At 68.1% G+C, this 25,693-nt stretch carries 26 protein-coding genes; 21 read left to right on the forward strand and 5 right to left on the reverse strand.

Annotation, left to right across the window (positions count from 1 at the left end; all coding sequences use genetic code 11):
- From Q0996_RS18490 to Q0996_RS18570, 17 genes are all read left to right on the forward strand, one after another.
- The coding region (locus tag Q0996_RS18490) for an ornithine cyclodeaminase family protein (protein ID WP_299623131.1) at positions 1 to 683 on the forward strand (683 nt) is incomplete at its 5' end.
- A gap of 12 nt (positions 684 to 695) precedes the next feature.
- A complete protein-coding gene (locus Q0996_RS18495) occupies positions 696 to 1,814 on the forward strand; it encodes an FAD-binding oxidoreductase (protein WP_299623133.1) in 1,119 nt (372 codons plus the stop codon).
- Positions 1,815 to 2,000: 186 nt separating this feature from the next.
- Positions 2,001 to 2,759 (forward strand): orotidine-5'-phosphate decarboxylase, encoded by a 759-nt coding sequence (pyrF, locus tag Q0996_RS18500; protein ID WP_299623136.1) that lies wholly within the window; start codon positions 2,001 to 2,003, stop codon positions 2,757 to 2,759.
- A gap of 9 nt (positions 2,760 to 2,768) precedes the next feature.
- A complete protein-coding gene (locus tag Q0996_RS18505) occupies positions 2,769 to 3,707 on the forward strand; it encodes a hypothetical protein (RefSeq protein WP_299623139.1) in 939 nt (312 codons plus the stop codon).
- 134 nt (positions 3,708 to 3,841) lie between these two features.
- On the forward strand, positions 3,842 to 4,042 hold the full coding sequence (locus Q0996_RS18510; RefSeq protein ID WP_299623142.1) for a hypothetical protein: 201 nt from the start codon (positions 3,842 to 3,844) through the stop codon (positions 4,040 to 4,042).
- The gene (locus Q0996_RS18515) at positions 4,039 to 4,869 is read left to right on the forward strand and encodes a hypothetical protein (protein ID WP_299623144.1); all 831 of its coding nucleotides are present in this window, start codon (positions 4,039 to 4,041) and stop codon (positions 4,867 to 4,869) included. Before Q0996_RS18510 ends, Q0996_RS18515 begins: the two co-directional genes overlap by 4 nt.
- On the forward strand, positions 4,866 to 5,063 hold the full coding sequence (locus tag Q0996_RS18520; protein ID WP_299623147.1) for a hypothetical protein: 198 nt from the start codon (positions 4,866 to 4,868) through the stop codon (positions 5,061 to 5,063). Before Q0996_RS18515 ends, Q0996_RS18520 begins: the two co-directional genes overlap by 4 nt.
- Complete coding sequence (locus tag Q0996_RS18525; protein WP_299623150.1) at positions 5,060 to 5,869, forward strand: hypothetical protein; 810 nt, start codon at positions 5,060 to 5,062, stop codon at positions 5,867 to 5,869. Before Q0996_RS18520 ends, Q0996_RS18525 begins: the two co-directional genes overlap by 4 nt.
- Positions 5,866 to 6,699: a hypothetical protein gene (locus tag Q0996_RS18530; protein ID WP_299623153.1), complete on the forward strand. Its 834-nt coding sequence runs from the start codon at positions 5,866 to 5,868 to the stop codon at positions 6,697 to 6,699. The genes Q0996_RS18525 and Q0996_RS18530 overlap by 4 nt, the downstream gene beginning before the upstream one ends.
- On the forward strand, positions 6,696 to 7,571 hold the full coding sequence (locus tag Q0996_RS18535; protein WP_299623156.1) for a hypothetical protein: 876 nt from the start codon (positions 6,696 to 6,698) through the stop codon (positions 7,569 to 7,571). Before Q0996_RS18530 ends, Q0996_RS18535 begins: the two co-directional genes overlap by 4 nt.
- 196 nt (positions 7,572 to 7,767) lie before the next feature.
- A complete protein-coding gene (locus tag Q0996_RS18540) occupies positions 7,768 to 8,082 on the forward strand; it encodes a hypothetical protein (RefSeq protein WP_299623159.1) in 315 nt (104 codons plus the stop codon).
- A 57-nt stretch (positions 8,083 to 8,139) separates the two neighbouring features.
- On the forward strand, positions 8,140 to 8,574 hold the full coding sequence (locus tag Q0996_RS18545; RefSeq protein ID WP_299623162.1) for a hypothetical protein: 435 nt from the start codon (positions 8,140 to 8,142) through the stop codon (positions 8,572 to 8,574).
- A 54-nt stretch (positions 8,575 to 8,628) separates the two neighbouring features.
- Positions 8,629 to 9,276: a phosphoribosylanthranilate isomerase gene (locus Q0996_RS18550; protein ID WP_299623164.1), complete on the forward strand. Its 648-nt coding sequence runs from the start codon at positions 8,629 to 8,631 to the stop codon at positions 9,274 to 9,276.
- A 115-nt stretch (positions 9,277 to 9,391) separates the two neighbouring features.
- The gene (gene trpB, locus Q0996_RS18555; protein ID WP_299623166.1) at positions 9,392 to 10,633 is read left to right on the forward strand and encodes a tryptophan synthase subunit beta; all 1,242 of its coding nucleotides are present in this window, start codon (positions 9,392 to 9,394) and stop codon (positions 10,631 to 10,633) included.
- Positions 10,634 to 10,637: 4 nt separating this feature from the next.
- Entirely contained in the window at positions 10,638 to 11,474 is an 837-nt protein-coding gene (gene trpA, locus Q0996_RS18560; protein ID WP_299623168.1) for a tryptophan synthase subunit alpha, read from the forward strand.
- Positions 11,475 to 11,500: 26 nt separating this feature from the next.
- On the forward strand, positions 11,501 to 12,475 hold the full coding sequence (gene accD / locus Q0996_RS18565) for an acetyl-CoA carboxylase, carboxyltransferase subunit beta (RefSeq protein ID WP_299623171.1): 975 nt from the start codon (positions 11,501 to 11,503) through the stop codon (positions 12,473 to 12,475).
- Positions 12,459 to 13,787, forward strand: coding sequence for a folylpolyglutamate synthase/dihydrofolate synthase family protein (locus Q0996_RS18570; protein WP_299623173.1), 1,329 nt, complete (start codon positions 12,459 to 12,461; stop codon positions 13,785 to 13,787). The genes accD and Q0996_RS18570 overlap by 17 nt, the downstream gene beginning before the upstream one ends.
- Here Q0996_RS18570 and Q0996_RS18575 read toward each other — a convergent pair.
- The gene (locus Q0996_RS18575; RefSeq protein WP_299623176.1) at positions 13,784 to 14,683 is read right to left on the reverse strand and encodes a LysR family transcriptional regulator; all 900 of its coding nucleotides are present in this window, start codon (positions 14,681 to 14,683) and stop codon (positions 13,784 to 13,786) included. The two genes, Q0996_RS18570 and Q0996_RS18575, sit on opposite strands and share 4 nt — an antisense overlap.
- A gap of 100 nt (positions 14,684 to 14,783) precedes the next feature.
- Here Q0996_RS18575 and Q0996_RS18580 point away from each other — a divergent pair, with 100 nt between their 5' ends.
- The 4 genes from Q0996_RS18580 to Q0996_RS18595 all read left to right on the forward strand — a co-directional run bounded on the left by Q0996_RS18580 (position 14,784) and on the right by Q0996_RS18595 (position 19,365).
- A complete protein-coding gene (locus Q0996_RS18580; protein WP_299623179.1) occupies positions 14,784 to 15,797 on the forward strand; it encodes a TRAP transporter substrate-binding protein in 1,014 nt (337 codons plus the stop codon).
- Positions 15,798 to 15,912: 115 nt separating this feature from the next.
- Positions 15,913 to 16,443, forward strand: coding sequence for a TRAP transporter small permease (locus tag Q0996_RS18585; RefSeq protein ID WP_299623180.1), 531 nt, complete (start codon positions 15,913 to 15,915; stop codon positions 16,441 to 16,443).
- 3 nt (positions 16,444 to 16,446) lie between these two features.
- Positions 16,447 to 17,739, forward strand: coding sequence for a TRAP transporter large permease (locus Q0996_RS18590; protein ID WP_299623183.1), 1,293 nt, complete (start codon positions 16,447 to 16,449; stop codon positions 17,737 to 17,739).
- Positions 17,740 to 17,772: 33 nt separating this feature from the next.
- A complete protein-coding gene (locus tag Q0996_RS18595; protein ID WP_299623186.1) occupies positions 17,773 to 19,365 on the forward strand; it encodes an amidohydrolase family protein in 1,593 nt (530 codons plus the stop codon).
- Positions 19,366 to 19,583: 218 nt separating this feature from the next.
- Here the strand turns inward: Q0996_RS18595 and Q0996_RS18600 are convergent, their stop codons facing one another.
- From Q0996_RS18600 to addB, 4 genes are all read right to left on the reverse strand, one after another.
- The gene (locus Q0996_RS18600) at positions 19,584 to 19,973 is read right to left on the reverse strand and encodes a YkgJ family cysteine cluster protein (RefSeq protein WP_299623189.1); all 390 of its coding nucleotides are present in this window, start codon (positions 19,971 to 19,973) and stop codon (positions 19,584 to 19,586) included.
- 245 nt (positions 19,974 to 20,218) lie between these two features.
- Positions 20,219 to 20,563 carry a thioredoxin TrxA gene (trxA, locus tag Q0996_RS18605; RefSeq protein WP_299623191.1) on the reverse strand — a complete coding sequence of 115 codons (345 nt, stop codon included), beginning with the start codon at positions 20,561 to 20,563 and terminating at the stop codon, positions 20,219 to 20,221.
- Between the two features lie 105 nt (positions 20,564 to 20,668).
- Positions 20,669 to 24,229: a double-strand break repair helicase AddA gene (addA, locus tag Q0996_RS18610; RefSeq protein WP_299623194.1), complete on the reverse strand. Its 3,561-nt coding sequence runs from the start codon at positions 24,227 to 24,229 to the stop codon at positions 20,669 to 20,671.
- Positions 24,226 to 25,693, reverse strand: a 1,468-nt coding sequence (addB, locus tag Q0996_RS18615) for a double-strand break repair protein AddB (RefSeq protein ID WP_299623197.1), incomplete at its 5' end; no start/stop codon positions are given. The genes addB and addA, both read right to left, overlap by 4 nt.

Genomic DNA, 25,693 nt, shown 5'->3' on the forward strand with positions numbered 1-25,693 from the left:
ACATCCTGCTGGACGGCAAGACCGGCTCCCCCCTGGCGCTGGTCGACGGGCCGACCCTGACGGTCAAGCGCACCGCCGCCGCCTCGGCACTGGCCTCCGGCTACCTCTCGCGCCCGGACTGCGAGCGGCTGCTGATGGTCGGCACCGGCGCCATGGCCCCGCAGCTTATCGTCGCCCATGCCGCCGTGCGCCCGATCTGCAACGTGCTGATCTGGGGGCGCGACCTCGACAAGGCGGAGAAGCTGGCGAAGCGCCTGACCCGGCGCGACTTCCGGGTGCAGGCCACCGACGACCTGGAGGCCGCCGCGCGCGGCGCGCACATCATCTCCTGCGCCACCCTCAGCGACCGGCCGCTGATCCGCGGCGACTGGCTGCAGCCGGGCCAGCACGTCGACCTGGTCGGCGCCTTTCGTCCGGACATGCGCGAGAGCGACGATGCTGCCGTCGAACGGTCGCGGGTCTTCGTCGACACCCGCGGCGGCGCGATGAGCGAGGCCGGCGATGTCCTGCAGGCCATCGCGGCCGGGGTGCTAAGCGAGGAGGACATCGCCGGCGACCTCTTCGAGCTGACGCGGGGCGAACGCAGCGGGCGGCGCTACTACGATCAGATCACCCTGTTCAAATCCGTGGGCACGGCGATCGAGGACCTGGCGGCCGCGCAGTTGGTCTTCGAACGCAGCTAAAGGAACGTCGCCATGAGAGTTCTGATCGTCGGCGGCGGGATCGTCGGGCTCTCGACGGCCTGGGCGCTTGTCCGCGCCGGCCACGAACCGCTGCTGCTGGAGCAGGGCCCGCTGCCCCACGAGGGCGCCGCCTCCTATGACCAGCACCGCCTCATCCGCCTGCCTTACGCCGAGGAACTCGGCTACTGCGCCATGGTGGTCGACGCGCTGAAGGCCTGGGAGCGGCTGTGGGACGACCTCGGCGAGACCCACTACGCCGAGGTCGGCAGCCTGGCGCTCTCCACGGCGGAGAACGACTGGGCAGACCGTTCGCGGCTCACGCTGGACCGCCTCGGCCTCGACTACCAGACCCTGGATGCCAAGGATCTCGAAGCCCGCTGTCCCTTCCTCCAGCTTCCGCCCGGGGCCTGGGGCCTGTTCAACGAGACCGGCGGGCTGCTGTTCGCGGCGCGGATCGTCGAGGCGCTGGTCCGCTATCTGCGCCACCGCGGCGTCACCCTGCGCGAGGACTGCCGCGTCGTCAGCGTCGATCCGGCGGCGGGCTCCCTGGCCCTGGAAGACGGCGGCCGCGAATCCGCAGAGGCGATCATCGTCACCGCCGGGGCCTGGACGGCGAAGCTCTTTCCGGAGCTGGCACGGCGCGCCGTGCCGCACCGCCAGGTGCTGGCCTACATGGAGGCCCCCGAGGCCCATGCCGAAGCCTGGGCCGCCGCGCCTGCCCTGGTGGACCTCGCCAGCGACCTGGGCCTCTATGCGGCCCCGCCGGTGGGCGGCACCGAGCTGAAGTTCGCCGCCGAGGCGCATCGCCGGCCCGGCGATCCCGACAAACTGGACCCGCTGAGCGATAGCGAGGCGGTCGAGCTGGCGGCCAGGTTCCGGCCGCTGCTCAGGGATTTCGACGACTACAAAGTGCTGCGCGGCCAGGTCTGTCCCTATGCACTGGCGCCGGACAACCGCTTCGTGACCGAGCGCAACGGCAATGTCACGGTCATCGGCGGCTGCAGCGGCCATATGTTCAAGTTCGGCGCGCTGCTCGGCGAGGGACTGGCGATGACGGCCACGGGCGAACGCAGCTATGAGGATTTTCGCCTCTGGGCCGAGGGGCGGCGGGAAAGCCTCCCCGAAACCTAGGCGTTTTCGACTTTCGTCGAATCGGTTCCAGCCCGCTCCGCCTCCCGGCCACCCATTAGGATAATCGTATTGAGTGGCCGGGAGGGGAAGCGGGCCGGCGCCGCCAAAACATGAAACGCCCGAGGCCGCCGCGATGACCGCAGTCTGCCTCTGGTGGGGGCGTCCCGGCTCTGCTAGGTAGAAGCCATGAGCAATGCCATCGCACCGCAGGACCGCATCTTTGTCGCCCTCGACACGCCCGACATCGAACGCGCGGCCGCGCTCTCGAAGTCGCTGATGCAGGCTGTCGGCGGCATCAAGATCGGCAAGGAGTTCTTCACCGCCCAGGGGCCGGACGGCGTACGCCTGGCCGCCGGCGGCATGCCGCTGTTCCTCGACCTGAAGTTCCACGACATCCCCAATACCGTCGCCGGCGCCGTCCGTGCCGCGGTGCATCTGCGCCCGGCCATTGTGAACGTACACGCCTCCGGCGGCCGGGCGATGATGCAGGCTGCCGCAGAGGCCGCCCGGGAGACGGCGGAGGACCTGGGCATCGAGCCACCAAAGGTGATCGGCGTCACGGTGCTGACCAGCCTCGACCGGCAGGACCTGGAAGAGGTCGGCCAGCCCGGCCCCGCCGCTGACCAGGTCTTGCGCCTGGCCCGCCTCACCCAGGACAGCGGCCTGGACGGCGTGGTTTGCTCGCCGCGGGAGATCGGGGCCTTGCGCCAGGCCTGTGGGCCCGACTTCCTGTTGGTGGTGCCTGGGATCCGGCCGTCCTGGGCCGCCAGCGGCGACCAGAAGCGGATCATGACGCCGCAGGAAGCCATTGCCGCGGGCGCCGACCATCTGGTCATCGGCCGGCCGATCACCGCCGCCGAGAACCCGCTGGCGGCGGCGCAGCGCATCGCCGCCAAGTTGGCGGGGGATGCGGCAGAGAGCCGCGCCGGCGCCCCGGTAGGCTAGGGCACGCACATGGCCGCACAGCAGTCTCCCCCTTCGGGCGCCATCGCCGACCTGCCTGTCTCGGCCACCGTGGTGGCCAGCTTCGCCGTCGTGTTCGGGCAGCTCGGCCTGGTGGCGCAGGCCGCGAAGGGAGCCTTCATCGTCCTTGTGGCCGGCTCCCTGATTACCCTGATGTTGCCGGCCGGCAGCATCGACTTTCTGCTGATCCTGATCAGTTTCGCCGTGATCAGTCACTTCGGCGTCAACTGGTGCCGGGTGATGCTGCTCGGCCCCCAGGGTCTGCCGGCGCGCAGCCTGACCTGGGGCGAGATCCACTGGCGGTTCTTCGGCTATGTGCTGCTGATGTTCTTCATCATGATGCTGTTGACCATCCCGCTTTCGGTCATCAGCTCCCTGCTCGCCGCCGCCTTCGGGCTGATGAGCAGCGCCGGCGGAACCGGCCCGGCCCTGGCCTTCGTCTTCGCGGTCATCTTCCTGGGGATGCTCTACGTCCTGGCGCGCCTGGGCTTCATCTTCCCGGCGGTGGCGGTCGGCGAGCGCTACAGCCTGGGGCTCTCCTGGCAACACACCGCCGGCCAGGGCGCGCGCATGATGATGGCGCTCTTCGCCGTGGGATTTCCCATCACAGTCGCACAACTGGTGATCACCGAACTGCTCTCCCAGATTATCCTCGGCTTCTCGCTCTTCGCCTCCCTGCCGACCGTGGCCCTGCCGGGCGAGGGCTTTCCGGCCGGCGAAGCTTCCGCTGCGATCGGCCCCGTAACGCCGCCGTCGGCCATCGCGCGCATCGCCTTCAACCTGATATCCGCGGTGGTGAACTTCCTCTCCTTTGCGGTGATCTTTTCCCTGCTCTGCCTGGCCTTCCGCACCTGCACGGGCTGGGTCCCCGCCGGCGCCGGCAACCTGCCGACGGTGCCCTCCAACGAGAACGAGCGCGAGGAGCTCTGAGGTCTCCCTGCCGGCGCATCGCCGCCCCGGAATCGCCGCCTGAGCCTGCAGTCTCCCTCTTTGCCGTGGTCGAACAGACGGACGCCTGCTAACGTTATGGTTGGTGACATACCCAGAGGGGAGCGCGGCGCCGCGTGAAGCTTGAAGTCTCGCCCGATGCCCGACGAAACCCCGGTTTCCGGACCACGATCCGTGCCGCACAGGAGGCCGCCTGCGGCCATTTCCGGCGTTTCGTGACGCTGGCCGCTCCGCCCGTCGCGGCGCGCCCTGCAGCCTTTCCCCAGCGGACCGCCCGGGACGTTGCGCACGTTAAAATCCTCGAGCGCTTCGAATGACCGAACTTGCCACAGGCCCCGTGGCGCGCAGGAAGGTGCCGGTCGTCGCCGTTGTGCGCGGCGCCTACCGCGACGTCTTTGGGCGGCCTCTGCGGTTGTGCAAAGCCGTGATCCTGCCGCTTCTGATCATCGTTGGCTTGTCGGTCGCGGCGCTGCCCGTGGAGGAGGCGGAGAGCGGCATTCACGAGAGCCTACTCTTCGTACAGTTTCTGCCGTATGTCTTCCTGGGCGTCTGCTGGAACCGCCTGGAGCTGCTGGGAGGCGAGCTGGAACTCCTCGCGGGCTCTGCCGCCTATCGCCGCTACCTGCTGAGCGGCGGCTATTCGCTGCTGGTGTTGGGATTGCTCATCTTGGCTCCCTTCGCGGCCGGCGGGTTCGCCCACGCCATGTCACTCGGCGAGGGTATCGCCGTACTCACCGGGGTGGTCACATTCTTGCTGGCCGCATGGCCGACGGTCCGCCTTTGTCTGGTGTTCCCGGCAACCGCCATAGACGAGGGGCTCGGGCCTATCGCCGCCTGGCGGCTGGGCCGCGGCAACGGCTGGCGCCTCTTCACCGCCTGTCTGATCACAAGCCTGCCCATGCTTGCCCTGGCGGTTGTCTGGATTCTCGTCTGGATCGGATTCTTCCAGCACATCGCGGACCTGCCGGGCGATGCGATCCTGAGCGATTTCTCCACCTTGCTTCAGTTCCTGGCAGTCGCCGCGGTCGCCAATGCGATTCAGCTAATCGGCTTCACGCTGATCGTTTCCGTCTTTGCCAAGGCCTACGCGCAACTCAGCGGCTGGGGCGCCCCGCGGGAAGAGATTCTCGAGCGCTTCGAATGACGGCTGGGTCGTTCGATCCCGGACGGTATGTCACGGTCCGCCGGACACCGGCCCAGCAGGGCCTGAAGAGTGCCGGAGAGTCCTGCCATTTGGGCTCAATCGCGCTTACTATCGGCGTCATGATGGAAGCATTCGACTTCTCCGGCCGCCGCCCGGATGCGCCGCCCCGGGACATCCTGGAGCGTTTCGAATGATCAGCCAGGAACCGCCGCGCGAAGCCGTCGCCCCGCTGCCGATCGTCAACGGGATCGTCGAGCTCTACGCCACCCTGTGGCAGCATTTCCCGGCGCTGTTGCAGCGCATCGCCCTGCCGACGGCGATGTCCATCGTTCTCCTGCTGTTGGCGGTCTTCCTGTTGCCGCCGCTGGCGGCCTATGTCGCCTGGTACCTGCTGCTGGCGCTGCCGACGACGATCCTAGGGATCACCTGGCTGCGCCTCCTGCTGCTGGGCGACAGCAAAACCCGCTTTGCCGAGTTCGACGCGCGCCACCGGCGCTTTTTCACCTACAACTTCCTGCTCTCGCTGATCACCCTGCCGCTGGTCTTCCTGCAATACTGGCTGGAGGTGGGCGAGATCACCCTGGACAGCGGCACGGAGAGCCTCGCCGAAGCCGCGCCCGCCGAGAGCGCCACCGACGACCTGGTCTACTGGCTGGCCTATCTGCCGCTGCTCTATATGCAGCTCCGGCTGTCCTTCGTGCTGCCCGCCGCGGCGGTCGACGAGCGCTACGGCTTCGCCGAATCCTGGCGCCACACCCGCAGCCAGAGCGGGCGGATCTTCCTCATCGCCGTGCTCGCGGTCCTCGGGCCCTGGTTGCTCTGGTACTACAGCCCCTCCTGGTTCGACGCGCCGCTCTGGCAGTTCGCCGGCTTTCTCTTCTATCACCTCTCCATCATGCTGCATCAGGGCGCCTTCTACGCGCTGCTGGCCATCGCCTTTCGCACCTGCACCGGCTGGGTCCCCGCCCCCGACCGTAATGTCCTGCAGCGCTTCGAGTGAACCAATCCGCGGCGAAAGATCTGCCCCTGGAAGGGTTGCCGATCTGGCAGATCGTCAAGGCGAGCTATCGTGACACCTTCCGGCATAGCCGGGCCTTCGCAACCGCCGCCGCGCTTCCCTTTCTGATCTCGGTAATTCTGGCGGCCCTGACCACCGGGGCGATCGAAGACCAGGACCAGGTTCTCGTGGTCCGCATCATTCCGGACAGCATCCTGGTCGCTCTTTTCGAAATCGCCTGGCTGCGGTTTCTTTTGCTGGATACGGATGCTGCCAGGCCCAGTTTCTTGCCCCGGCCCGGCGCCCGCATTCTCCCCTACGTCGGCTACGCACTGTTCTTGTTGCTGCTCAGCGTGCCGAGCTACGTCACATTTCTGGCGTTTGAACAACTTGCTGATGTACGCACGCCTGATTGGTGGGTATTCCTGGCGGCAACACTGCTTCTGTATGTCGTGGGCATCTATTTCAGCCTGCGGTTCGGCTTTGTCTATCTTTGGATCGCGGTCGATGCGCCGGAGCGCCTCGGCGCTTCCTGGCGGCGGACCAGGGGCAATGGCCTGCGCCTCCTGCTGATCCTTTTTATCGTTGCCGCACCGCCCTTCCTGTTGACCCTTTCCAGCGTCCCCCTGCTCGCCGTGCTGTCACCGGAAAGCGCGGCCCGGTTGGACAATAACAGTGCGACGGGCCTACTGCTGTGGACCAACATCGCCGTTGAAGAACTCATCAACTATGTTCTTTACGGGCTCAGCGCCACCGCCATGGTCCACGCCTTTCGCCACCTCACCGGTTGGATATCCGACCGCGACCGAACCATCCTGGAGCGCTTCGAGTGACGGCGGCAGATCCCTCTGATCCGCCTAAGCTGGCGGCCTTTGCCAGCGTTATAGGGGCCTACAGGAATGTTCTCTCTCGGCCCCGCGCTTTGGCGAAGCTTGCGGCCCTACCCGTCTTCGCCACTATCGCCATTCTGTATGTCATAGAAACAGTGCCGCAGCTGCTTCCCGGCAGCGGATTTCTGTTTCTTGGCAGCCCGGTCTTGCTACTGGCCTACCTGGGCATTCCCTTGAGCTACTTCAGCCTCGTGTGGCTGCGTTGTCGGATGCTGGGCCGGAGTGCCAGTATTCTCATTGGTTCGCCCTGGATTGGGGCCTTGAGCCAATCCATTGCCTATTTCGTGCTGGGCTTCGTCTGGTTCCTTCTGACGCCACGACTCGCAGTTTATGCCTACACGCCCATCGTCTTGCTGTTGCCGGCGGAAGCAGCGCCCGGAATAGAGGGCCTGCCTCTCGTAATCTTTTGGCTCGGTCTCAGCGTATCCAGCCTTTATCTGACGGCGCGGCTGTTCCTGGCTGTTCCGGCCATTGCGGCAGGGTTTTCTGGTTCGCCGGTCGCAGCTTGGCGGACAAGCACCGGATCGGGTGGACAGCTCTTCCGCGCGTTCCTGCTGCTGGTCCTGTCGTTCTTGGTCGTTGGCGTCTTCAGCGCCTATGTTGCAGACGCCCTTGAAGGGCTTCTGGCAGTACTGCCACGAGGATCACAGAGCCAGGTCTTCGGCCTGCCTGCGGGCTTCTACACCTCGGCGGTGGTCACCGCTTTAGGACTTGTGGGCAGCACCGCGGTGCTCTCTGAGTTTCTGGCTGCGGCGTTCAGGCAAATGATGAGCAGGAAGAGCCCAAACCAAGACATTCTCAAGCGTTTCGAGTGAGCGCGCGAAGCGCGCGTACGAAGACCACTGGCCTTTTGCCCGGCACAGCCAAATACCGGGACTTCCCATCATCGCGTGGGCCATCGCCGCGCTTCCCGGATCTCCACTTGTATCGGGATCCCTGGCACTTACTTAACGGGAACTGATCACTGCGCACGTCTGGGACAGCCAAAACGGCTGGGAGGAGGGCGCAAGAGTGAAACTGCCGGTCTTGCAGATCGTGACCGCCGCCTATGCTGCCGTTGCCGGGAACATCGTGCGGTTCTTTCTTTCGGCGATCCCTGCGCTGATCCTCATCGTCGCGCTCTGGCTCATTCGACTCTCTTGGCACAGTCAGCCGACATGGATTTTCAGCGGCTGGATGCTCATCGACGTTCTGCCTTACATCTTCTTCGGGCTGATCTGGTTTCGACTTCACGAGTCGCCGCAAAGCCCCTTTCCCGTGCCGCTTTTCGGATCGCGAAGCGCTGCCTACTTTGCTCTGGCCAGCTTCGCATTCCTGCTCGTCTAGCTGCCGATCCTGTTTTTTGCCGTGCCGCTGGTGTTCGACGTCCTCGAAACCATGCGCATGGGTGCCCCTCAGACCCTGTCGTTGCAGCTCCAAGGCTTCATCCTGCTGCCCGGCATGACGGTCTTGTGGCTCTACCTGCTGAGCCGCTTCAGCCAGATGCTGCCCGCCGCCGCGCTCGATGAGGCCTTGGGAGCCCGCGCGTCCTGGCGGGCCACCACGGGCAACGGGGTGCGCCTGCTGGCCGCCTACCTGATGGCAGGCCTGCCGGCCCTGGCCCTCGTCGGCCTCCTGGCTGCCTTCGCCCTTTGGCGTGGACACTGGGACGGCTTTGGCGGCAACGTTGCGGCCACCCAAGACGGCTACGCGGTGGAACGCGCGCTGACGGGCCTCGGCATCGCGTTCCTTCGCCTGGCGTCGGCCGCCCTTCTGGCCACCGTCGCGGCCGAGGCCTATCGCCATCTCGTAAGGCGGCAGTCTCCGCACCAAACCTAGGTGCTTCGACGCCGCCATTGACACCGGGTCCTTCGCCCCTCCTAATCCGCCGCCATGAGCGTGGACGTGAAAATCTGTGGTATCTCGACGCCGGAGGCGATGGCAGCAGCGGTGGAAGGCGGAGCTGCCTTCGTCGGGCTGGTGTTCTATCCGCCGAGCCCGCGCGCCGTAACGCCCGAGCAAGCGGCGGCCCTCGCCGCCCCGGTGCCGGCGGGCGTGACCAAGACCGGGCTGCTGGTGGACGCCGATGACGCCACCATCGAGTCAATCCTGAAGGCGGTGCCGCTTGACCTGCTGCAACTGCACGGCGGCGAAAGCCCGGAGCGGATCGCCGCTGTCAAGGCGCGCTTCGGCCTGCCGGTGATGAAGGTGGTGAAGCTGCGCCAGGCCGGCGACCTGGAGGCCGCCGCGCCTTTCCTCGACGTGGCCGACCGGCTGCTGTTCGACGCCAAGCCGCCGGCGGAGATGAAAGACGCACTGCCCGGCGGCAATGCGGTGGCCTTCGACTGGTCGATCCTCGCCGGCAGGACCTGGGCCCTGCCCTGGATGCTGGCGGGCGGGCTCACCGCCGCGAACATCGATGACGCCGTGGCCGTGACCGGCGCCCCGGCGCTCGACATCTCCTCCGGCGTCGAAGACGCGCCGGGGGTGAAGAATCCGCAGAAGATCAGGGATTTCCTGACCGCCGCCAAAGCCTTGTAGGGCGCCGGAGCACCCAGCCTCGCCGCCATCGCCGGGCATTGCGGCGGCGGCGCGAATGGGGCAAAGTCCGCCCTTCATCAACGATAAAGACGCACCAAAGGACAGGACGTCCCCCATGGAGACGCTGAACACCTATCGCGCCGGGCCGGACGAGGACGGGCACTTCGGCATCTTCGGCGGCCGCTTCGTCGCCGAGACCCTGATGCCGCTGATCCTGGACGTCGAGCGCGCCTATGACGCCGCCCGCCGGGACCCGAGCTTCCAGTCGGAATACGACTACTACGCCAAGCACTACGTCGGCCGGCCCAGCCCGCTCTATTTCGCCGAGCGCCTGACCGAAGAACTGCGCAAAGGCGCCGCCGCCGATAAGGGCGCCAAGATCTACTTCAAGCGCGACGAGCTGAATCACACCGGCTCCCACAAGGCCAACAACGTGCTGGGCCAGATCCTGCTGGCGCGGCGCATGGGCAAGACCCGCATCATCGCCGAGACCGGCGCCGGCCAGCACGGCGTCGCCACCGCCACCTTCTGCGCCCTCTTCGACCTGCCCTGCGTGGTCTACATGGGCACCACCGACATCGAGCGGCAGGCCCCCAACGTCTTCCGCATGAAGCTCCTGGGCGCCGAGGTGCGCTCGGTCACCAGCGGCACCGGCACCCTGAAGGATGCCATGAACGACGCCCTGCGCGACTGGGTGGCCAACGTCGAGAACACCTTCTACATCATCGGCACGGCGGCGGGCCCGCACCCCTATCCGGCGATGGTGCGGGACTTCCAGTCCATCATCGGCCGCGAGGTGCGCGAGCAGTTGGCCGAGGCCGAAGGGCGCCTGCCCGACGCGGTGGTGGCCTGCATCGGCGGCGGCTCCAACGCCATCGGGCTGTTCCATCCCTTCCTCGACGACACGGCGGTGCGAATCGTCGGCGTGGAGGCGGCCGGGCACGGCATTCCGACAGGCGAACACGCGGCGTCCTTGACCGGCGGGCGACCCGGGGTGCTGCACGGCAACCGCACCTTCCTGCTGCAGAACGACGACGGCCAGATCTTCGACGCCCATTCCATCTCCGCGGGCCTCGACTATCCCGGCATCGGGCCCGAGCACTCCTGGCTGCACGAGATCGGACGCGCCGAATACGTCTCGGCGACGGACGCCGAGGCGCTGGCGGCCTTCCAGCTCTGCTCGCGCATCGAGGGCATCATCCCGGCCCTGGAGCCGGCCCATGCCCTGGCCCATGTGCAGAAGCTGGCGCCGCAGATGGGCCGCGACGAGATCCTGGTGATGAACATGTGCGGGCGCGGCGACAAGGACGTCTTCACCGTCGCCAATGCCCTCGGCGTCGAGCTTTCGGGGTCGTGAGGCCATGAGCGCAGACAGCCGAATCGAACGGCGCTTCGCCGCGCTGAAGGCCGAGGGCCGCGGCGCCTTCGTCGCCTTCGTCACCGCCGGCGACCCGGACCCGGAAACGGCGCTGGAGCTGCTGAAGGGCCTGCCCGCCGCCGGCGCGGACCTCATCGAGCTGGGCATGCCCTTTTCCGATCCCATGGCCGAGGGCCCGCCGATCCAGGCCTCCAGCCTGCGCGCGCTGAAGGCCGGCATGACGCTGACCAAAACCCTGGAGACGGTGCGCGCATTCCGCCAGGGCGAGGCCGACACGCCGATCATCCTGATGGGCTACTACAACCCCATCTACAGCTATGGCGTGGAGCGCTTCGTCGCCGATGCGCGCGAGGCCGGCGTGGACGGCCTGATCATGGTCGACCTGCCGCCGGAGGAAGACCAGGAGCTTTGCGAGCCGGCACTGGACGCGGGGCTGCACTGGATCCGCCTGGCCACCCCCACCACCGACGACCAGCGCCTGCCGGTGGTGCTGAACAAGACCAGCGGCTTCGTCTACTATGTCTCCATCATGGGCATCACCGGCACCAAGGCCGTCCCCATCGACCACGTGCGCGAGGCCGTGGCCCGGCTGCGCCGCCACACCGAGTTGCCGATCGCCGTCGGCTTCGGCATCCGCACGCCCGAGGACGCCGCCGCCATTGCCCAGACCGCCGATGCGGCTGTGGTCGGCTCGTCCATCGTCAACGCCATCAAGGCGGAGCTGGACGCCGACGGCAAGGCCAAGCCCGGGCTGGTGGCCAAGGTGCTGGCCTTCGTCGAGTCCCTGGCCGATGGTGTCCGCGGCAACCGCGCGGCTTAGTTCTCAACCCCGGAGGGTCCGCAGTTATGAACTGGATCACCAACTACGTCAGGCCCAAGATCCGCGCGCTGGTCACCAAGCCGGACGTGCCGGAAAACCTCTGGGAGAAGTGCAGCTCCTGCGGCCAGATGATCTTTCACCGCGAGCTGGAGACCAACCTCCGGGTCTGCCCGCATTGCGGCTACCACATGCGCATCTCGGCGCGCCGGCGCCTGGAGATCCTCTTCGATGAGGGCGCCTTCAAAGTGATCGAACTGCCGGACGTGCCCCTCGACCCCCTGAAGTTCCGCGACCGCAAGCGCTACACCGAACGCCTGCGCGAGGCCCAGGCCAAGAACGACGGCGACGAAGCCATTATCGTCGCCCACGGCATGCTGGGCGGCCTGCCGACGGTGGTCGCCGTCTTCAACTTCGCCTTCATGGGCGGTTCCATGGGGATCGCCGTGGGCGAGGGGCTGCTGGCCGCCGCCCGCCTGGCAGTGCTGCAGGAGGCCTCCCTGGTGGTCATCCCCGCCTCCGGCGGCGCGCGCATGCAGGAGGGTATTCTCTCCCTCATGCAGATGCCGCGCTCGGTGGCGGCGGTGGAGATCGTCAAGGAAGCGGGCCTGCCCTACGTCGTGATCATGACCGACCCGACCACCGGCGGCGTTTCCGCCTCCTTCGCCATGCTGGGCGACGTCGCCCTGGCGGAACCGGGCGCCATCATCGGCTTCGCCGGCCAGCGGGTGATCGAGGAGACGATCCGCGAATCCCTGCCCGAGGGCTTCCAGCGCGCCGAGTACCTGCTGGACCACGGCATGGTGGACATGGTGGTGCCGCGCGCGGAGATGCGCGACACCCTGGCGCGGGTCCTCCGGCTGCTGCGCGACCGGGTGCCGAGCGCCGAGGTGGTGCCTCTGCCGCAGGGCGAACCCGAGCCGGTGGAAGCGGAGACCGAGGCCGAGGCGGCCCCCGAGATCCCGCCGGTGCCGGTGGAAGAGGGCAGTGACGCCCGCGGCTGACGCCGATGCGGGGATAACGGCGCGGCCGGGCAAGACCAGCGATGTGGTGCTGGAGCGGCTGACCCGACTGCACCCCAAGATCATCGATCTCTCCCTCGGCCGCGTCGAGCGGCTGCTGGCGCGTCTCGGCCATCCGGAGGAGCGCCTGGCGCCGGTGGTGCATGTCGCCGGGACCAACGGCAAGGGCTCGCTGCTGGCCTTCCTGCGGGCCATGCTGCAGGCCGCCGGGCAGCGCGTGCAGGTCTACTCCTCGCCCCATCTCGTGCGCTTTCACGAGCGCATCCGCCTGACCGGCGGGCTGATCGGCGAGGACGCGCTGATCGAGTTGCTGGAGCGCTGCGAAACGGCCAACGGGCCCGAACCCATCACCTATTTCGAGATCACCACCGCCGCCGCCTTCCTCGCTTTCGCCGGCGATCCCGCCGATGTCCTGCTGCTGGAAACCGGGCTCGGCGGGCGCCTGGATGCCACCAACGTGGTCGCCAGACCGCGGCTCACCGCGATCACCCCCATCGCCATGGACCATCAGCAGTTCCTCGGCGATACCCTGGCGGCCATCGCCGGGGAGAAGGCCGGCATCCTCAAGGCCGGCGTGCCCTGCGTGGTCGGGCCGCAGGAGCCGGCGGCCCTGGCGGTGTTGGAGGCACGGGCCGGCGATCTCGGCGTGCCCCTGTTCTGTCATGGCCGCGACTGGACCTTCGAAGCGACGGCGTCGGGCTTTCGCTACGCCGATGCGAAGGGCGTGCGCGACCTGCCGGTGCCGGCCCTCGCCGGACACCACCAAGTGGCCAACGCCGCCCTGGCCGTCGCCTGCGCCCGGCGGCTCGACGGCTTCGGTTTGGATGACCGGGCGATAGACCGCGGCGTCGCCGGCGCCGAATGGCGGGGCCGGCTGCACCCCCTGACCCGGGGGCCCCTGGCCACCTCGTTGCCCGAAGACTGGGAGCTGTGGCTGGACGGCGGCCACAATCCGGCGGCCGGTCAGGCCCTCGCCGAGACCCTGCAGGGCTGGCGGGACCGGCCGCTTCACCTCGTCTACGGCATGCTGGACACCAAGGCGGCGGCCGGCTTCCTGGCACCCCTGGCGCCGCTTGCCCGGGACTTGAAGGCCGTCGCCATCCCCGGCGAGGCGGCCAGCCTCTCCGCCGAGGCGGCGGCGGGCCACGCCCGCGAAGCCGGCCACGATGCGGCAGCGGCGGCCTCCGTCGCGGACGCGCTGCAGAGCATCGTCGAATCCTCCGCCCCACCCGGCCGCATCCTCATCTGCGGCTCCCTCTACCTCGCCGGCCAGGTCCTCGCCGAGAACGGTTAAGCCAGGTCTTCCGCCCCCAGTTCGGCCAGGTGGTCGATGAAGCGCTGTTTCACGGGGGAGAGGGTGGCGCTGTTCCAGGCGGCCACGGTGGGCACGGTCGCCGTGCAGCCCTTCAGCGGGCGGGTTTCCAGGCCCTTGCGCAGGCAGTTCTCGATGGCGGTGGCCTGGATCGAGATCCCCATCTCGCAGGCGATGAGGCCGAAGATCCCCTCGCTGTTGGAGGCCGACTGAACCACCTGCGGCTCGAAGCCGGCCTCCCGGCAGAGCCGGTAGAGGTGATCGTGGTAGTAGGTCCAGTTGGAGGTGGTGCCCAGCACGAAGGGTTCCTCGGCCAGGGCCGCCAGGGGAATTTCCCGCTCCCGCACCAGGGGATGGCTGCCGTAGAGCACAACGACGAAACCGTCGTGCTGGACCGCCAGGCTGTCCAGACCGTCCCGGGCCACCGGGCCGGTGACGAAGCCGAAATCGAGAATGCCGGACTCCAGGTCGCTCAACTGCGCCTGGGTGAAGTCGTGACGCGGTTCCAGCGTCACCTCCGGATAGCGCTGGCGGAAGGACTTCAGGATCTGCGGCAGGCCCCCGGCGATGGCGATGTCGGTATAGCCGACGACCAGATGGCCCTTCTCGCCGGTGCTGGTTTTCTGCGCCTGGTCGATGGCGCCGTCCATGTAGGCCAGGGCCGTCGAGCAGCCGCGCAGGAAGGTGGCCCCGGCATGGGTGAGGGCGACGTGGCGGTTGCTGCGCTCGAAGAGGCTGACGCCGATTTCCGCCTCGATATGGCGGATCGCCCGGCTGAGGGCCGGCTGGCTGACGTTCAGGCGCTCGGCGGCGCGGCGGAAGTGCAGTTCCTCCGCCACCGCGGCGAAGTATCTGATATGGCGCATGCCAATGTGCATGATGCAACTCCGGCATCAATTGGGCCGTGAATGCTATTATACACTGCAACATTGCGCGGGTAAGCTTTTCCGATAAATCCGAAGATCAGGGAGCAAAGACATGTACTGGGGAATGAAAAGCGCGGCCCTTTTGGGTGCCGCTGCGGTTCTTGCCTTCGGCCTGGGCGCGAGCGACCGGGCGCAGGCCGCGGACAAGGTGGTCATGAACCTGGGTTGGGCCACGCCGCTGGAATCCGACTATGGGATCCTGGCCAAGAAGTTTGAGGAGCTGGCCGAGAGCTATTCCAACGGCAGCGTCGACGTGAAGCTGCGCTGCTGCGCGCAGATCTCCACTGAGGACGATGCATTCAAGGCTCTGCAGCTCGGCACCGTCGACGGCTATTTCATCTCTCAGAACAACGTCTCGCCGCACTGGCCGCTGATGGACGTCTTCGTTCTGCCCTACATCTTCCAGAACACCGACCACATCCTGAAGGTGGCCGGCGGGCCGGTGGGCCAGAAGATCCGCGATAAGATCCAGGCCGACACCGGGGTCCACCTGCTGACCTTCGGCGGGCCGGGCTACCGCGACATGTTCAATTCTAAGCGCCCGGTCAACTCCATCGAGGATTTGGCCGGCCTCAAGCTGCGGGTGCCCAAGAACCAGGTCATGCTGGCGACCTTCGAGGCCTTCGGCGCCGAGCCGGTGCCGCTGGCCTGGTCGGAAACCCCGACGGCCCTGCAGACCGGCACCATCGACGGCGGCGACAACGGCACCTCGGTGATCCGCGAGATGAAGTTCTTCGAGTTCGCCAAGCATCTGATCATTCTCGATCACTTCGCCGGCTTCGCCCCGGTCTTCGCCTCCAGCCGCTTCATGGACAAGCTGGACGCCGACCAGAAGGCCGCCGTGCTGCGCGCCGCCAAGGAGGCCGGCGAGTACCACACCCAGGTCAAGATCGAGGAGATCGAATCGATCCGTACCTGGCTCTCGACCGAGGGCGGCATGTCACTGACGCGCCCGGAGCGCGGGCCGTTCATCGCCGCCGCGCAGAAGGTCCAGCAGCAGTTCGCCGCGGACCGCGGGGACGAGTTCAAGGCCCTGGTCGACGAGATCCAGGCCGCCGCGCAATAGCGCTTCGTTGTAAACCCTGTCGAAGCCTTGGGTGGGACCGCCATCGTGCGTTCCCACCCACCTTTCTCCACGCCGGCCCACGCGCCGAACTGGCCCATGAGCGGACCCAGCCTGCATGGTTAAACGCGGCCTGCATCTGATCGAGCGGCACTTCGAGGAGGTGCTGTCCTGCCTTGGGCTCAGCGTGGTGGCCGTCTGCGTCTTCCTGCAGGTGATCATGCGCTACGGCTTCAACTCCGCCCTGCAGTGGTCCGAGGAGGTCGCTGCCATCGCCATGGTCTGGGCCGTCTACATGGGGGCCGTGCTCTGTGTGCGCGAACGCTTCCACATCCGCATCATGGCCGGCGTCATGCTGCTGCCCCGCCGCGCGGCAACCGGCGTGGTGATCTTCGCGGATCTGATCTGGCTCGGCTTCTCGCTGGCCATGCTGAGGATCAGCGCCGACTACCTGACGGTGCTCTGGACCTACACCTCCACCACGCCGCGCCTGGGCATCGACGAGTTCTATCCGCAGTCCATCGTCTTCATCGGCTATGCGCTGATGATCGTGCGCCTGATCCAACTCTATGCGGACTGGTGGCGGGGCGGGCGCCGCGGCGTTCCGGGGATGCGCCCGGAACATGACATCGAAGCGCCGGAGAGCTGAGCGATGAACGAACTTCTCCTCATCGCCCTGGTCTTCACCGTTCTCACCCTGATCGGCGTGCCGCTGTTCGCGGCCGTCGGGGTCAGCACCATCCTGGCGCTGTTCCTCATCGACATTCCCTACACCCTGATGGCGCAGACCGGCTACACCAGCCTGACGCCCTTCCCGCTGCTCACCATTCCGCTCTTCGTGCTGGCCGGCCGTCTGATGGAAGTCGGCGGCATGGCCGAGCGGCTGATCTCCATCGCCACCAACCTGGTGGGCGCCTACCGCGGCAGCCTGGGCCTGGTGACGGTCTTCGCCTGCATGCTCTTCGCCGCGCTGTCGGGCTCCGGCCCCGCGACCACCGCGGCCATCGGCTCGGTGACCATTCCCGCCATGCGGCGCGAGGGCTATGCGACGCCCTTCGCCGCCTCCATCGCCGCCTCCGCCGGCGCCCTGGGCAGCGTCATCCCGCCCAGCAACCTGATGATCATCTACGGCCTGGTCTCGGAAACCTCGATCCCGCGGCTGTTCCTGGCCGGCGTGGTTCCCGGCATCCTGGTCACCATCTTCCTGATGATCACCACCTACATCATCGCCCGCCGCCGCGGCTATGGCGGCAGCGGGGAAGCCTTCACCTGGATGCCCTTCCTGCGGGCGCTCTGGGAAGGCAAGTGGGCTATCGGCGCGCCGGTGCTGATCCTCGGCGGTATCTACGGCGGCGCCTTCACCCCCACCGAGGCGGCGGCCGTGGCGGTCTTCTACGCCCTCTTCGTCGGCTGCTTCGTCTACCGCCAGCTGACGGTGAAGAAGGTGCTGGAGAGCCTGCGCTTCACCGCGCTGATGGCCGGCCTCCTGATCCTGCTGACACCGACCCTCGCCTTCGGTCAGCTCTCCGCCTTCTACGACGTGCCGACGGCGGTGGAGACCGCCATCACCAGCATCACCGCCGACCCGATCATCGTGATGATCTTCATCGGCATCTTCTACATCATCATCGGCACCTTCATGGAGTCCCTGGCCCAGATCATCCTCTTCACCGCGGTCTTCCTGCCGCTGGTGCAGAGCCTGGGCGTCGATCCGGTGCTGTTCGGCGTCTTCACCGTGATGACCTGCGAGATCGGCTTCCTGACCCCGCCGCTGGGCGGCAATCTCAACGTCGCCTCGCGCATCTCCGGCGTCAGCATCGAGCAGATCTCCGTCGCCGTGCTGCCCTTCATCCTGGCCTACGTGATTGGCCTCCTGTTCATGATCTTCATCCCGGAAGCCACCCTCTGGCTGCCGAACCTGTTCTACGGCGTCGCCACCTACTGACGAGACGACAGCATCCGAGAGGACCCTCCAGCGATGTTCGACATCATCCTGCAAGGCGGACTGGTCTACGACGGCAGCGGTGCGCGCGCCTTCACCGCCGATATCGGCATCCGCGGCGAGAAGATCGTCGAGATCGGCGACCTCTCGGGCAACGGGGGGGCCGAGCGGATCTCCGTGGCGGGCCTCGCCGTTTCACCGGGCTTCATCGACCTACACACCCATTCCGACTTCACCCTGGCCGCCTATGGCCGCGCCGAAAGCCAGGTGCACCAGGGCGTCACGACGGAGGTGGTGGGCCAGTGCGGCGTCTCCTGCGCCCCGGCACGCTGCCGCCACGATGTCGAGCTGATGTCGCCGGGCTTCGTGCCCGGCCTGATCGCACCGGACTGGCGCAGCTTCGGGGACTATCTCGACCACATGGCCGAGACGCCCCTGGGTGTGAACGTCGCCGCCTTCGTCGGCCATGGAACGATCCACCGCGCCGTCCTGGGCGATGCCCTGCGCCCGGCCAACGACGACGAACTCGACGCCATGGCCGCGCTGCTGGAACGCTCCCTGGAGGAGGGCGCCTATGGCTTCTCCACCGGTCTCGAATACTGGCCGGGAAGCCTCGCGACGCCGGACCAGGTGGCCCGGCTCTGCGAGGTCGCCGCGGCCCGCGACGTGCTCTATGCCACCCATGTGCGCAACCGCGACATCTTCTATGACCTCGGCTTCGGCGAGGCCCTGGCCACCGCCCGTCACTCCGGCGCGCGGCTGCAGATCTCCCACATCCAGCCGAAGTATGGCGCCCCGGCCGAGGCCATGGAACACAGTCTGGAGCTGATCGACTGGGCCCGCCGCCAGGGGGTGGACGTCGCCTTCGACGTCATCCCCCACGACTGGTCCCACACCCGGGTGCTGGCGATCCTGCCGCAGTGGGCGCAGGAGGGCGGCGTGGAGGCCTTGCAGAAGCGGCTGCGCGACGACGACAGCCGGGATCGCATCAAGCGCAACCCGAAACCCATGTGGCGCCTCGTGGCCGACCGCCGCTGGGACGAGATCGTGCTGATGAGCGCGCCGCAGAACCGCGACCTGGTGGGGCTGACTTTCGAGGAGATCGGGCGCAAGCGCGGCTGCGATCCCTACGATGCGGCGCTGGACCTGCTGCTGGAAGAGGGCGAGGAGATGAACCACCTGATGTGGACCTCCCACTCCTTCCGCGACGAGGACATCTCGCTGGCGCTGTCACAGAACGACTGCGCCGTCATCTCCGATACCCTGGCGCTGGCGCCCTATGGGCCGCTGAAGCACCTGATCGGCTCCCTCAGCGGCTACGGCTGGGCGGCGCGCTTCCTGCAGCACTATGTGCGCGACCGCAAGCTGCTGAGCCTCGAGGACGGTCTGCGCCGTCTCACCGCCCTGCCGGCCGAGCGGCTGGGGCTGAAGGACCGCGGCCGCCTGGCGAAGGGCTGCTATGCGGACATCACGGTGTTCGATGCTCAGGCGGTGGCCAGCCACTTCGATCTCGCCGAACCGCGGCGCTATGCCTCCGGCATCGCCCATGTGCTGGTGAACGGTCGCTTCGCCCTGCGCGACGGCGCCCGCACCGAGACGGACAACGGCCAGGTCCTGCGCCGCCAGTGACGGCAGCCGCATGGCTGTGCGTGGTCCCTCTGGGGACGGCGCGCGGCGGATAGGGTGTCACCCCCACCCCATCCCTCCCCCGTCGAAGGGGGAGGGGGAAGTTATTGAAGCGGCTGAAAGAATCTCCTCCCCCCTTGACGGGGGGAGGTTGGGTGGGGGGTGAGCCGCATACCCGATCTCTGCCCGTTTGGCCGCGGTAGCCGGCCTGTACGAGACGCCTACTCGTTGTAGGTCAGGGCGATGTAGTCCGGGTCTTCCTGGGCATCGCGCTCGAACTTCAGGAACTCGTAATAGCCACAGCGCTTGCGGCCGGGGAAATCGCGGCAGATCTCCGGGCGGGCCTCATAGACCGTGCAGCGCCGCTCATCGGTGTCGAAGAAACGGCAGATGGTGCCGAAGTACGCGTCCTTCTTGTGGCGCAGCACCCGCGGCGCCTTCTTCTGGCCGTCTTCCTTGTAGCCCTTCTTGGTGAAGCGCTTGAAGGCCTCTTCCTTCGACAGGCCGAAGTGCTTGCCCAGGCGCTTGATGTCCTTCGGCTTCAGATGGATGTTCGGATAGGAGCAGCAATAGCCCGGACACTTCAAACAGTCGTACTTTACCTTCCCCACGACCAGCCTTCCTGATTCAGATCGCCCTGCGGCACCGCAGCGAGCGCGGACCTTCGGCGTTCCCCGTTTTGCTGTCAAGGAGAACCTCGGAAACACCATGGTGAAGCCCCTCGGCAACAGGGCGCGACGGTGAGTCCCCAAAGGAAAAGCCCCGCCGCGGGGGACGGCGGGGCCTTTGGGCATCTATGGGATTACCGTACTTGGGAGCTAGTTCGTGTTGTCTAACACCTCTTGCATATGGGATGTCAGACGACGGATTCAACCCACTCCAGAAGCTGGCTCTTGCCGACGGCGCCGACCTTGGTCGCCGCCACCTGTCCATCCTTGAACAGCATCAGTGTCGGGATGCCGCGCACGCCGTATTTCTGGGGCGTTTGCGGGTTGTCGTCGATGTTCAGCTTGGCCACCGTGACGCGGCCGTCCATCTCGCTGGCGATCTCCTCCAACGCGGGGGCGATCATCTTGCAGGGATTGCACCATTCGGCCCAGAAATCGACCAAAACCGGTCCTGGGGCCTGCAGGACGTCCTGTTCGAAGGTGCCGTCGTTGGTCGTCGTTGTGGTTGTTGTCGTTGTCGTGGTTGTCGTCATCAAATAACCCCTTAGCGGTGAGCCGCTGGGCCCGTCTCGGAAGGAAGGACGGGTCCCGCATCGCTATTGCCTTGGCGCCAATGTAGGGACGGCCGTGCCGGAGCGTCAAGGCGCGTGACCTGCCAACAGAGCATCGCTGAGTTGCATCAGCCGGGGTTGATCGGTCCACACCAGAAAGCTGTGGATGGCCCGGTCCGGGTAAATTCCGGCCAAAAGCGCCCGGTAGGCCGCCATCTGACGCAAATACACGGGCGCGACGGCCTCGGGCGTTTCCGGGGCCGGGCGCTGGGTCTTGTAGTCGATCAGGGAAATGGTCCTATCTTCAACCAGAAGGCGATCCACCTGCCCGGAAATGATTTGCGGACCCGAGGCCGTTTCGATGAGGCCGGCCAGGGGAACCTCCGCCCGGCTGCCCGGTCCGAAGAGCGCTGCCAAAGCCGGATCGGTCAGCACCGCCAGCACCTCCGCGAGAATGTCTTCGGCGTCGCTGGGTGAAAGATCATGCAGCGGGCTGCTCAGAAAGCGCCGCGCCGCGGCTTCACGCTCCGCCGGAGCCAAATCCGGCAGGCTTTGCAGCAGCCGATGGATCAGGCGGCCGCGGCGGAAGCGCCGGTTGTCAGCGTTTCCGGCGCCGACCAGGGGCGAGCGCACCGCCGGCTCCGGCATGCTGGGGCGGGAGGGCGCCAGGGGCCGCGGCGGAACCGGCTCAGCCGGCGCCGGCGTACGGGCCCAGGCGGGCAGGACGGCCGATGCGCCGGCCATATCCTGAGGCGCGGCACTCGGCTGCGCCGCAGCTGCGGTTTCGAGCGTGCCGCGCGCATAGCGCCAGCCGCGCCCCGCCCAGCCGTCCGCGCCGATCTCACCGGCAAAGTCGAAATCCACGGACTCGGCCTCGCCGGCCTCCGAGAGGCCCGCCATCGCCTGTTCGACCAGTTGGAACCAGTTGCCCTCCGGCGCCGCCCTGCGCCCCTCCCAGCCGCAGACATAGAGGCGGTCCTGGGCCCGGGTCAGGGCGACGTAGAGCAGCCGGCGGTATTCCTGTTCCCGCGCCAGGCGCTGGCCGGCCCGCGCGCCCTCCAGCGCCGCCAGGGCGTAATCCCGCTTGATCGGCCAGACCGGCAGCGGCGCCTTGCCCTCGCCGTCCTGCGGCCAGAGCAAGCTGTCCCCGCCGCGCGGCTGCTGCAGGGTGTCCGGCAGGATGACGATGGGCGCTTCCAGCCCCTTGGAGCCGTGCACGGTCAAGAGGCGCACCGCGCCCTGCGCCTGCTCCAGGTCGCGCTTGATCTCCAGGTCGCCGGCCATCAGCCAATGCAGAAACCCCTCCAGGGAGGGCGAGTTCTCCCGCTCGTAGCTGAGCGCCAGGGAGAGAAACTCCTCCACCGGGTCGGCCGCATCGGGCCCGAGGCGGGCCAGCAGCTTCTCGCGTCCGCGCCCGGCCCCCAAGAGAGCGGAGTAAAGCTCGAAGGGGGCGACGAAATCGGTCTGAGCCGCCAGAGCGGTGAGAAAGGCCCGCGCCTCGGCATAAGCGGGATCGGCGGTGGATTGGCCCTCGGCAAAGCGGCGCAGCCGCTCCCAGAGGCTGAGGGTGCCGCGCTTGTAGGCGAGGGCGAAAAGCTGGTCCTCATCGAGGCCGATGAAGGGCCCCTTGAGCACGGTCGCGAGGGTCAGGTCGTCTTCGGGGAGCAGCAGAGCCCTGCCGAGGGCCACCAGGTCCATCACCGCGAGCTGTTCGGTCAGGTGCATGCGGTCGACACCGGCAACGACCACGCCGCGCTCCTTCAGGGCCCGCACCAGCTCGGTGATGAAAGCGTTGCGCCGCCGCACCAGGATCATGACGTCGCCGGGCCCGATGCGCCGGGCGGGCTCGGCCAGATAGCAGTCCGGGTCGTCCACGCCCGCCTCGCTCAGGGTCCAGTACCAGATCCGGTGGGCGACCAGGCGGGCGAGACGCAGGGTCGCCGGGCTTTCGCTCGCCTGTTCCAGGGGCAGCGACCAGGCGGCCAGCGCCTCGGCTTCCGCCGGAGGTGCCGGGGGCCAGAGCTCCACCAGGCCGGGCTGGGCGGCGCGGGCCGCCGCGTGGCGGATCTCCGCCTCGCCGAACAGCACGCCGTCCTGGGCCGCCGGCGCCGCGAAGACCGCGTCCACCAGACCCAGCACCGCTTCGGTGGAGCGGAATGAGACGTCGAGGGAGACCGGCCGCCAGCGGCGCCGGGCCTGCTGCGCGCGCTGGCGAAAGAGGCTGCGCATGGCCTCGAAGGCCGCCGGGTCGGCGCGCTGGAAGGAGTAGATCGACTGCTTGGGGTCGCCGACGGCAAAGACCGTGCGGGCCAGATCGCTGCGTTCTTCGCCGGCGCCGGCGCCACTGAAGAAGTCGCCGGCCAGCAGCTCGATGATGCGCCACTGGTCGGGGCTGGTGTCCTGGGCCTCGTCCACCAGGATGTGGTCGAGCCCGCCGTCCAGCTTGAACAGCACCCAGGAGACGCCGCCCTGGCGCTCCAGGAGGCGCAGGCTGTGGTGGATCAGGTCGTCGTAGTCCAGCAGCACCCGCACCTGCTTGTGGCGCTGATAGGCCGCGATGATGGCTTCGCCCAGGATCAGCAGAGCCTCGGTGGCCTGCGCCACGGTGGCGGCATGGCGGCTCTGGCGCAGCGCGGCAAGGCGCGCCGCCTCCCGCTCCAGGGCCTCGAGGGCGGCGGGAAAGGCGGCCGCCGGGTCTTTGTTGAGAAGGCGTTTGCGCGGCGCACCCTCGGCGGTGAGGAACAGAGCTTCGTAGGCGTCGAAAGCGGCGATCCGCTCCGCCACCCCGGCCTCCAGCCAGCCGGCGAGCCGCCGCCCCTTGGCCTGTTCGGGCGGGCTGCTCGTCGCGAAGGCCTCGCAGGCCAGCCGCAGGCCGCGGCCATCGAAGGCGCGGTCCGCGACGGCTTCGGCAACCAGCCGCCGCGGGTCGGCCTCCCGTTCGACGCCGAGAAAGGCGAAGATGGCGACGATCAGGCGGTCGACGCCGCCATGGGCCGCGAGCGTCTCGTTCAGGCGCCCGCGTTCATGGATGAGCTGGGCCAGCACCTCGTTGAAACGATCTTCCTGCAGATGCGCCGTCAGCACGCGGATCGCCTCGGCGCGGCGCCCCTGGCCCTCCAGGGCCTGGGCCAGCACCTCCAGGCGGGCGCTCTCCAGGAGATCCGCAGCCTCGTGCTCGTCGAGCACCTGGGCATGGGGGGCGACCGCGGCCTCCAGAGGAAAGCGGCCCAGCAGCGACTGGCAGAAGGCGTGGATGGTGAGGATCTTGATGCCGCCGGGGGTGTCGAGCACGCGGGCGAAGAGGGCCCGCGCCCGCGGCAGCAACTCGGGCGCCACGGGCCCGCCCAACAGCGTTTCCAGGCTGGCGCACAAGGCCGGCTCCTCCGCCGTCACCCAGCCGGCCAAGCGGTCGGAGAGGCGGTTGGCCATCTCCGCCGCCGCCGCCTTGGTGAAGGTGAGACAGAGGATCTTGCCGGGATCGCTGCCGGTCAGCAGCAGGGAGAGCACGCGGTCCACCAGCACCTTGGTCTTGCCGCTGCCCGCCGAGGCGGAGACCCAGACCGAGGCCGCGGGATCGGCCGCCTCTTGCTGCGCGGCGGAGGCCCGCGCGACGATGTCGCCGGCGGCGGTCTGTCCGGCGGTGCTCATGGCGTGTCCGCCTCCACCGACCACTCGGCGAAGCGCGAGAGGTGGTCGTAGTCGCCATAGCGCGGCGCCAGATCCGGGCGCGGCTTGCAGGCATAGGGGGTGCCGGGGTCATCGAAGGCCGCGACCAGCTCCGCGAGGCCGTCGAGGGCCGCCTGGGCCAGAGCCTGCGGATCGGCCTTGCTGGCTGCCACCACCTCCGCCGGCGGGGTGCCGCCGGACAGGCGCCAGAAGGCCAGCTCGCCGACCGGCCCCTCCGGCAGATCCGCAAAGCCGCCCTGCAGGGCGATGGCCGCTTCCAACGGCAGTTGCGGCGCGAAGCCGCCCTCGACAGCCTTGGCGCTGGGCGGGGCGCCGGTTTTGTAGTCGATGATGGCCAGGGAACCGTCACCCATGACATCGATGCGGTCGGCCTTGGCGGTCAGGCGGAAGGGCTTGTACGGCGCCTGCAGCGTGAGTTCGCCGCTGGTCTCCACGAAGCTGCTTCGGACGAGGGCGCGGCGCTCCGCCTCGGCGCCGACGAACCACTGCGCGACCCTGAGGAACCGCGGCCACCAGAAGGCGAAGGCGCCGGGCTTGGCGCTGATGGGCCGGAAGGTCTCGGCACCGATTTCGACCAGGGCGTCCAGCGCGTCGCGCGGCAGGGTCTCGGGAAAGCGCTGGAGAAAGCGCTCAAGGGCGGCGTGCACCAGGGTGCCGCGCTCCGCCGCGCCGGGGTCGGCGTCCAACGGGTCGAGGGGTTTGAGCTTCAGGATCTCCCTGGCATAGAGCGCGTAGGGATCGCGCATCCAGGTTTCGATGCGGGTCACCGAGAGCACGCGCGGCCGGGCATCCAGCGGCGGGCGCGGCTGCGGCGCCGCGGTCCTTGCGATCTTCGCGGGCTGGTCGAGAGTCTTCGCCCAGGCGATCACCTGCGCCGCCTCCTGCCGCAGATCGACGTCCAGCGCCAGGCCGGTGCCGAGCGCATCGATGCGGCGCAGCCAGCGGGCGGCGACGCTGGGCGTGCCCTCCACCCGTTCGGCGCGGATGAGATAGACCTGGCGCGCGCAGAAGCCCTGGTAGAAGTCGTGCGCCGCCAGACCGATGCGCCGCTCCGGCGCCGGCAGACCGAAAGCGGTCTGCATGGGCCGGCTGAGCCAGGGGCCGGCATCCACCTCCGCCGGCCAGCTCCCCTCGTTGAGCCCACCGAGCACCAGCACATCGGCTTGCTGCAGCCGCGCCTCCAAGGGCCCCAGGATGGAAAGACGGGGATGCAGGCCATAGCGCGGACGCACCGCGCGCCCGGCCATCATCGCCGCGAGGGCGGCCGGATAACGCGGCGGCTTCAGCGCCGGGGCCGCCGCCGCGGCCGCCTGCAGCTCGTCGGCGAAGAGCGCCGCGGCTTCGCCGGCATCGCCAGCCCAGAGCCGCTCGGTACCGGATTGCGTATCGCTTTCCGCCAGGGCCTCCGCCGTCGCCAGGTGAGCG

This window comes from Pelagibius sp. (assembly GCF_028289705.1).
GTDB lineage: Bacteria > Pseudomonadota > Alphaproteobacteria > Kiloniellales > Kiloniellaceae > Pelagibius.